Source organism: Isoptericola sp. NPDC056134, from assembly GCF_042264825.1.
Lineage (GTDB): Bacteria > Actinomycetota > Actinomycetes > Actinomycetales > Cellulomonadaceae > Isoptericola > Isoptericola nanjingensis.
This window is the reverse complement of sequence record NZ_JBHJVM010000002.1, coordinates 168,461-177,202: the sequence shown is the minus strand read 5'-3', so window position 1 is coordinate 177,202 and position 8,742 is coordinate 168,461. Positions and strand designations below refer to the sequence as shown.

The window sequence follows — 8,742 nt, the reverse complement described above, 5'->3', positions numbered from 1 at the left end:
TCAGGACGGTCTTCTCGCTGTTCGACGTGGATGGCAACGGGGTGCTGGAGCCGGTGGACTTCGCGCTGATGGCGGACCGGGTGGTGGCGGCCTCGCCGCGTCGGGGGTCGTCTCAGGACCCGGCCGGGGCCGGCGGGGTCAGCTGGTGCCGATGCCCGCCCGGGCGAGCGAGAAGCCGTTGCCGGTGGGGTCGTGCGTGCACGACATGCCCGTGTCCTCGCTGGTGCAGGTGTAGTCGCCCTCGGTGATCGAGTCGCCGTACTCCAGGACGTCGGCGTCGTCCCCGGCGGCCTTCGGCTGCTGGTCCTTCGGGACGCACGGCTGCGCGACCTTCCCCTCGCCGTCGACCGTCACCACGTACCCGGTGGTCCCGTCGCAGCCCTCCATCGGGGCCGGCTGCTGGTTGAGCTGGGCGATCCCGCAGGAGACGCCGTCGTCGTAGATCGAGCACGTGATGTTCTTCGACGGGGCCGCGAACCGCGCGAGCACCTCGCCCTGCATCGGCGCCTCCTCGGACGCGGACGCCGACGGCTCCTGCGATGCCACGGGGGCGCCGCCCGCCTGCGGAGCGGTGGGCGACGGCGTGCCGAACATCTGCACGGCGAGCACCACCATCGTCACGATGAGCACCACGTCGACCGCGATGAACGCGATCCACCCGGCCGAGAGCCGACGTCGTCGGCGCGGCGCGGCGGGCGGGGGCGGTGGCGCGCCGACCGCCGCCGGCGCGGCGTACCCGGCCGGAGCCGCGTACCCGGCCGCGGCCTGCGGCGCAGGCTGCGCGTACGGCGGGTGCACCTGCGTCGCCTCCACGGCAGGGACCGGGGCCGCGGCGTAGGCGGGCTGGGGCGCGTAGGCGGGCTGGGGCGCGTGCGCCGGCTGTGCCGCGTAGGCCGGCTGTACCGCGTAGGCCGGCGGCAGCTGCTGGGTGTGCTGGGCGGCCGGCGGGTACGCGGCCTGCTGCTGCGACACCTGCGGCGCCGTGGCCCCGGCGTCCGGGGGCGGGGGCACGGGGGCGTGCACCGTCGCCGCCCCCGCGGGGGGCGTGGCGGGCGCGGGCGCCGTGACCTGCTGCAGCGGCACCTCGGCCACCGGGTCGGCGCCGACCGGGCGCTGGTACGCGGACGCGACGCGGCGCACCCCGGTGGCCGGCGACGTCGGCGGCACTGCCGGCGGCACGCTCGACGGCCTGCCGTCGGACCCCGGCGGGGGCGGCGGAACGGTGCCGGACATCTGGACTCCCTCCAGTCACTCCTCGGGCGTCGTGCGCCGGGTGGCGGGGACCCGCACGGCGGCGACGCACCGGGCAGGATGTCACGATCGGGTCTCGGCGGTCGAACCCGCCCCCGCCCCGTGCGCGGCCGAGGCCGGGAATCCCGTGCGTCCCGGCAGGCCCGAGGTGGCATCATCGTGCGCGAGCCTGCGCGCCCATCACGCGCTGCACCACCTGGAGACAAGGGAGAACCCGTGCCCGGAGAGAACCTCACCCGCGCCGAGGCGATCGAGCGCGCCGACGTCGTCACCGACGTCGAGTCGTACGCCGTCGACCTCGACCTCACCACCGGACCGACCACGTTCGCGTCCACCACCGTCATCCGGTTCTCCGCCACCCCCGGCGCGAGCACGTTCGTCGACCTGGTCGCGCCGTCGGTGCGCGAGGTCGTGCTCAACGGCGTCGCCCTGGACCCGGCCGAGGTGTTCGCCGACTCGCGCATCGCCCTGACCGGCCTGGCCGCGACGAACGAGCTGCGCGTCGTCGCCGACTGCGCCTACATGAACACCGGCGAGGGCCTGCACCGCTTCGTCGACCCGGTGGACGGCGAGGTCTACCTCTACACCCAGTTCGAGGTGCCGGACGCCCGCCGCGTCTTCGCGACCTTCGAGCAGCCCGACCTCAAGGCGCCCTACCAGGTGACCGTCACGGCGCCCGCGGCCTGGCAGGTCGTCTCGAACCAGCCGACGCCGGAGCCGACACCGGACACGCACACGACGGACGCCGACGTCCCGGCCGCGACCTGGACGTTCGAGCCGACGCCGCGCATCTCGTCCTACCTCGTGGCCCTCGTCGCCGGCCCCTACGCCGTGCAGCGGGGCGAGCTGACGTCCTCCGACGGCCGCACGATCCCGCTCGGCGTCTTCTGCCGCTCCTCGCTCGCCGAGCACCTGGACGCGGACTACATCATGGAGACCACCCGCAAGGGCTTCGAGTTCTACGAGTCGACGTTCGGCGTGCCGTACCCGTTCGACAAGTACGACCAGCTCTTCGTGCCCGAGTACAACATGGGCGCGATGGAGAACCCGGGCTGCGTCACGTTCACCGAGTCGTACGTCTTCCGCTCCCAGGTGACCGACGCCGTCCGCGAGCGCCGCGTCGTGACGATCCTGCACGAGCTGGCCCACATGTGGTTCGGCGACCTGGTCACCATGAAGTGGTGGAACGACCTCTGGCTCAACGAGTCGTTCGCGGAGTACGCGTCCACGCTCGCGACCGCCGAGGCCACCGAGTGGGAGGCCGCCTGGACCACGTTCTCCGCGATGGAGAAGACGTGGGCCTACCGGCAGGACCAGCTGCCCTCCACGCACCCGATCGTCGCCGAGATCCGCGACCTCGAGGACGTGCAGGTCAACTTCGACGGCATCACGTACGCCAAGGGCGCGTCCGTGCTCAAGCAGCTCGCGGCGTGGGTCGGGCGGGACGAGTTCCTGTCCGGCGTCTCCGCGTACTTCCGCAAGCACGCCTGGTCCAACACCGAGCTGCGCGACCTGCTGGTCGAGCTCGAGGCCACCAGCGGCCGCGACCTGACCGCCTGGTCGAAGGCCTGGCTCGAGACGGCCGGCGTGAACACCCTGCGCCCCGAGATCGAGGTGGACGCCGAGGGCCGCATCACCGGCTTCGCGGTGCTGCAGTCGGCCCCGGCCGACTACCCGACCATCCGCCCGCACCGGCTCGGGATCGGCTTCTACGACCTCGTCGACGGGGTGCTGACCCGCACGCACCAGGTGGTCATCGACGTCGACGGCGAGCGCACCGAGGTCGCGGACCTGGTGGGCCGCGAGCGCCCGGCCCTCGTGCTGCTCAACGACGAGGACCTCGCGTACGCGAAGATCCGCCTCGACGAGGCGTCGCTCGCGGCGGCCGTGGAGCACCTGTCGCGGATCTCCGACCCGCTGGCCCGGTCCCTCGTGTGGGGCTCCGTGTGGGACGCAGTGCGCGACGGCGAGACGCCGGCGTCGTCGTACGTGGACCTCGTGCTCGGCAACATCGCCGCCGAGACGGAGTCGACGACGGTCCGCACCACGCTGAACCAGCTCGGCCTGGCCGCCCGCTCGTACGTGGCGCCCGAGCGTCGCGCCGCCACGCTGGCGCGGATCGGCGACCGGCTCTGGGGCCTCGCGCAGGAGGCGGCCGCGGGCTCCGACCTGCAGCTGCAGCTGGTGAAGTTCCTCGCGCAGCTCGCGTCGACGCCGGACCACGTCGCCCCGCTGCGGGGCCTGCTCGACGGCACGGTCGCGCTCGACGGGCTCACCGTGGACACCGACCTGCGGTGGGAGCTGCTGGAGAGCCTCGTGCTGCTCGGCGCGGCCGACGAGGCCGAGATCGACGCGGCCCTCGCGCAGGACGACACGGCCACCGGCCGACAGGCGGCCGCCCGGGCGCGTGCGGCGACGCCGACCGTCGCGGGCAAGGAGGCCGCGTTCGCGTCCGTCGTCGACCGGGCGGACGTGCCGAACGCGATCATCCGCTCCACGGCCGCCGGCTTCGTGCACGTGACCGACCCGGCCGTGCTCGAGCCGTTCGCCGCCCGCTACGTCGACGCGCTGCTGCCGATCTGGACCACGCGCAGCTACCACATCGCGGAGGAGCTCATCGAGGGGCTCTACCCGGCGCCGCTCGCGTCGGCCGCGCTGCGCGACGCCGTCCGCGGCTGGCTGGACGCGAACGCCGACGCCCCCGCGGCCCTGCGCCGCATGGTCGTGGAGCAGCTCGCCGGCACCGAGCGCGCGCTCGCCGCCCAGGCCGTCGACGCCTGACCGCGAGATAGAGAACCGCCCCGCCGAGGTAGAGAGGCGGGAGCTGCGGGATAGAGAGGCGAGGTCCGCGAGATCTCGACCGGACATGCCGATGCCCCTCGAGACCAGGTCTCGAGGGGCATCGGCGTCCCGGACGACGGTCTTTCGGTCAGTCGTCACGGTCGGGCAGAAGGCGCCACCTCCCCGCGAGTGCACGCCGGACGCGGACGTCGAAGCCGTGCGGCGCGTCGATGTCGGGCCACGCGTTGCGCACGAGGTTCCAGCCCTCGGCCTCAATCGCCTCGTGACGCTCGCGCTCACGACGTCGCACGGCGTCCGGGTCGCCATCGGCGAGATCGGTGTACTTGACCTCGCCGTCGAACTCGATCCCGACCTTGGGTTCTTCCCAACCCAGGTCGATCCACTTGGTTCCGAGCGTGGTCTCCACCGGGATCTGCGTCGACGGTCGGGGTAGCCCGCAGTCGATCACGGCCAGACGGGTGAGGCTCTCGCCCGGTGACTCGGAGCCAGCATCGGCCAGGGAGAGCACGCGGCGTGCCTGCACGACGCCGCGCTTACCCCGCGACTCGTCGATGATGCGGGCGATGAGCTCACGGTCCGCCCGGTGGTGCAGCGCGCAGTCCATCACCACGAGCGCCGCCGGCAGTGACAGCAGCCGCGCGCAGTCCGCGGCGGTCCGTTCGATCGTCGTGACGGGGACGCCGTTGACGAGCGTGCGGTCCCGCAGCGGCAGCGCCGTCCAGTGGCGCGTCAGGTGGAAACGGTGGTCCCACGAGTCGTCCTCGCGGCGGACCTGTGGCGGGTACAGCTGCGTGAGGTGCACACGGCGCGAGAGCCGGTAGGTCCAGAGCCCGTGCAGGGCCGCCGCGGAGTCGAGGCTGAACCAATACTCGCTGTCGAGGTGGGCGCGGGCAGCGGCGATCCGGGCGAGCAGGACGTCGCGCTGCGCGATCGCGACCGGCGACGCCGGGTCCGTCGTCGTGAAGAGGCCGGGACGCACCCGCACCAGCTCGTCCTCCAGGTCCGCGATGCGTTCGGCGTCGGGGATGCTCCGCGCGGTCAGGAGCCTGGGGAGCGTGGGCGGTACGAGCGGCGGCGGAGCCGGGCGGGCGAGTTCCATCGGCCCACGATGGGGCACCGGTTGTCAGAGCAGGCCGCCGCAGGGCGGATCTGTGGACAGCCTGCCGGGCCGCTCGCCTGTGGACTGCGTCAGGTTTCACTCTCGTCCGACACAGGTCTCTATCTCGAGCGGGAGGTTCTCTATCTCGAGCCGCACAGTTCTCTATCTCAGGCGGAAGGTTCTCTATCTCGCGGTGCGGACGGCGTGCACCAGGGAGATCAGACGGGCGTTGTCGAAGAGGTCGTCGACCAGGACGACGTTGCCCGACCCGTCGGCCAGCGGCACCTTCCAGTTCGGGTACTCCTGGTCGGTGCCGGGCTGGTTCTGCGTGCGGCGCTCGCCGACCGCGTCGGTGAGCTGCACGCCCACGAGGGCGGCGGGCGTCTTGCGCAGGTACCGGTGGAGCCCCTCCACGATCTCGCGCTCGGACGGGTGCTCGGAGACCAGACCGCGCACGGCGAGGGCCAGCACCGCCTGGTCGCGCTCGGTGCGGGCGGCGGCGCGCAGCTCCTGCGCGTCGTCGGCGAGCAGCCCGAGGCGCTCCCGCAGGTCCACGTGCTCCCCCGCGAGGTACCCGGCGGCGGGCGGCATGTCGTGCGTGCCGACCGTCGCGAGCGACGCGCGCCGGTACTTCTCCGGCTCCAGGGGGCGGCCGTCCTCCTTCTCGAACCACAGCACGGAGGTGCCCAGCACGCCGCGGTCGGCGAGCTCGTCGCGCACCCACGGCTCGAAGACGCCGAGGTCCTCCCCCACGACGACGGCGCCCGCGCGGTGCGCCTCCAGGCACAGGATGCCGAGCAGCGCCTCGTGGTCGTAGCGCACGTACGCGCCGTCGGCCGGCGAGGACCCCTCGGGCACCCACCACTGCCGGAACAGACCCAGCACGTGGTCGACCCGCAGCGCGCCGGCGTGCCGCAGCACCGTGCGCAGCATGTCGCGGTACGGCGCGTATCCCGCGCGCGCCAGGGCCCGCGGGTTCCACGGCGGCTGCGACCAGGCCTGGCCCTGCTGGTTGTACATGTCCGGCGGCGCGCCCACGGAGACGTCGCGGGCGAGCACGTCGCGGTGCGCCCACGCGTCCGCGCCCTGGGGGTGGGCGCCGACGGCCAGGTCGTGCATGATGCCGATCCGCATCCCCGCCTCGCGGGCCACGCGCTGGGCGGTCTGCTTCTGCTCGTCAGCCACCCACTGCAGCCACACGTAGAACTCCACGCGCTCGGCGAGCTGCTCGCGCAGCGCGGCGACCGCGGGCGACGCCGGGTCCCCGAGCTCGTCCGGTCGCGGACGGGAACCGAGGTGCTCGACGATCGCGCACCACGTGGCGAAGTCGCGCAGGCCCGCGCCCTCCTCCGCGACGAACTCCTGGTACGCGGCCTCGCGCGCGGCACGCCGCGGCGCGGTGAACACCACCTCGAGGGCCGCCTTCTTGGCCTCCCACACCGCGTCGCGGTCCAGCGCACCGGGATCGGCCACGAGGTCGCGCACCGGGTCGGCCGCCCACTCCACGAGGGAGCGGTCGGCCGCCGACAGGTACGCCGTCTCCGGGATGTCCTCCACCCGCACGTACAGCGGGCTGAGGAACCGCCGGCTGGTCGGCAGGTACGGCGAGGGGGTCACCGGGGTCACCGGCTCGGTCGCCGAGAGCGGGTTGACGCCGACGAAGTCCGCCCTCGCGCGGTGCGCCGTCAGCCACGCCAGGTCGGCGAGGTCCGCCAGGTCGCCCACACCCCACGACGTGCGCGAGCGCACCGAGTAGAGCTGGAGGAGGAACCCCCACCACTGGTCGTCGTCGAGCCCTGCCGGCAGCTCCAGCCGCCGCGGGGTGACGACGACCGTGACGCGGGACTCGTGGCCTTCGGTGAGCGCGTGCAGCGAGTGCCAGCCCAGCGGCAGGTCGTCCGGCAACGCGAACGTCGCGCGGCCCACGCGGCGCCCGTCCACGGAGCGCGGCTCCACGAGGACGTCGAGCTGCTCCAGGTCGCGGCGGCGGCGCACCGCGTGCTCGCGCGCCGCCGGCTCCGCGCCGTCCAGCTCGAGCCAGACGTGCACGGCGGCGCCGTCGGTGACGTGCACCGGGACCTGGGCGCCGTCGCCCTCGCGCACCACGACCGTGGGCGGCAGGACGGCCCGCCACTCGTCGTCGCGGGCGCGCTGCAGGCTGTGCGTCACCTGCTGAGGCGTGCCCGCCGGCACGTCCAGCGCGCCCAGCACGGCCACGAGGGTCGACGAGGGGGCGACCACCACCTCGCCGCCGAAGCCGTGGTGCTCGCCGAGCACGCCGTACGCCTCGGCGAGCTCGCGCAGCTCGGCGCTCGGCTCGTCGGCGTGCGCCGCCTCGGACGTGCCGCCCGTATCGTCCCGGGCGTCGTCCGGGGTCTCGTCGCGGGCGTCGTCCGGGGTGGTCGGCTGGTCCTTGCTCACGGAGACGATCCTGCCATCCCCGTCCCACCAGGGCGTCCGCCCACGCGGCACGACGTCACGCCCGCCGACGTTTCGCCGCGACGCCCCCGCTCGCTACCGTGGGCGGGTGACCCCCGTGATCTCCACGCTCCGGACCGCTGCCCCGACGGCGGTGACCCCCGCCCCCACGCCCAGCCCGAGCACGACGACCACCGAGTCCGCCGTCGAGGACACCATCCAGGCCGCCGCGGACGCCGGTTCGTCCTTCTGGGAGTGGTTCACCGGCTGGCCCCTGCACATCCTCATCATCCTGGTGGTGGGGCTGCTCGTCCTCGCGCTGCTGCGTCGCGTGATCGGCCACGTCACCGAGCGCATCGCGACCGGCTCGGGCACGACGACCACCGAGGGCGGCCCCGCCTGGCGCCGCTACCTGCAGCGCACGCCGTTCGTCGAGGACGCCCTGGCGATGGCGAACCCGCTGGCCAGCCAGCGGCGCGCGCAGCGGGCACGCACCGTCGGGTCGGTGCTGCGCTCGACGGCCAACATCGTGGTCGGCACGATCATCGCGCTGATGATCCTGGCGGAGCTCCAGGTCAACGTGGGCCCGCTGGTCGCCTCTGCCGGCGTCGTCGGCATCGCGCTGGGCTTCGGCGCCCAGGCCCTCGTGAAGGACTTCATCTCCGGCATCTTCCTGCTGGTCGAGGACCAGTTCGGTGTGGGCGACGTGGTCGACCTGGGCTCGGGCGCGCTCGGCACGGTCGAGGAGGTCCAGCTGCGCGTCACGCAGGTGCGCGCCTTCGACGGCACGCTCTGGTACGTGCGCAACGGCGAGATCCTGCGCGCCGGCAACATGACGCAGCAGTGGTCGCGCGCCGTCGCGGAGGTCCGGGTGCCGCTGGACGCCGACCTCGACACCGTGCGGGCCGCGCTCGGCCGCGCGGCCGACGGCGTGCAGGCCGACCCGGAGCTGGCCCCGCTGCTGCTCGAGGCGCCGTCGGTCCGCGGCGTGGACGCCGTCTACGACATCACCATGTCGTTCACCCTCCACGCGCAGACCCGGCCGGGCGAACAGTGGGAGGTCTCGCGCGAGCTGCGCCGCCGCGCGCAGGCGGAGCTGCGCGCGGCGGGCGTGCTCCTGCCGCCGGCCGACGTCGAGCCGGCGGTGATCGAGCAGGGGACCGAGGGCTGAG

Annotated in this window: 5 protein-coding genes; 2 read left to right on the top strand and 3 right to left on the bottom strand. The window is 73.9% G+C overall.

Annotation, left to right across the window (positions count from 1 at the left end; genetic code table 11):
• Window positions 1-138: 138 nt before the first annotated feature.
• Window positions 139-1,233: a hypothetical protein gene (locus ACFCZN_RS03200; protein WP_430555786.1), complete on the bottom strand. Its 1,095-nt coding sequence runs from the start codon at window positions 1,231-1,233 to the stop codon at window positions 139-141.
• A 234-nt stretch (window positions 1,234-1,467) separates the two neighbouring features.
• Between ACFCZN_RS03200 and pepN the strand changes: the two genes are divergently transcribed.
• Window positions 1,468-4,032, top strand: a complete 2,565-nt coding sequence (pepN, locus tag ACFCZN_RS03195) for an aminopeptidase N (RefSeq protein WP_430555785.1) — start codon at window positions 1,468-1,470, stop codon at window positions 4,030-4,032.
• A gap of 148 nt (window positions 4,033-4,180) precedes the next feature.
• On the opposite strand, the gene ACFCZN_RS03190 is transcribed toward pepN, so the two are convergent.
• On the bottom strand, window positions 4,181-5,152 hold the full coding sequence (locus ACFCZN_RS03190) for a type IV toxin-antitoxin system AbiEi family antitoxin domain-containing protein (RefSeq protein WP_429762385.1): 972 nt from the start codon (window positions 5,150-5,152) through the stop codon (window positions 4,181-4,183).
• A gap of 183 nt (window positions 5,153-5,335) precedes the next feature.
• A complete protein-coding gene (gene malQ, locus ACFCZN_RS03185; RefSeq protein ID WP_430555883.1) occupies window positions 5,336-7,429 on the bottom strand; it encodes a 4-alpha-glucanotransferase in 2,094 nt (697 codons plus the stop codon).
• A gap of 250 nt (window positions 7,430-7,679) precedes the next feature.
• On the opposite strand from malQ, the gene ACFCZN_RS03180 reads away from it, so the two are divergent.
• Complete coding sequence (locus ACFCZN_RS03180) at window positions 7,680-8,741, top strand: mechanosensitive ion channel family protein (RefSeq protein WP_430555784.1); 1,062 nt, start codon at window positions 7,680-7,682, stop codon at window positions 8,739-8,741.
• Window position 8,742: the final 1 nt, after the last annotated feature.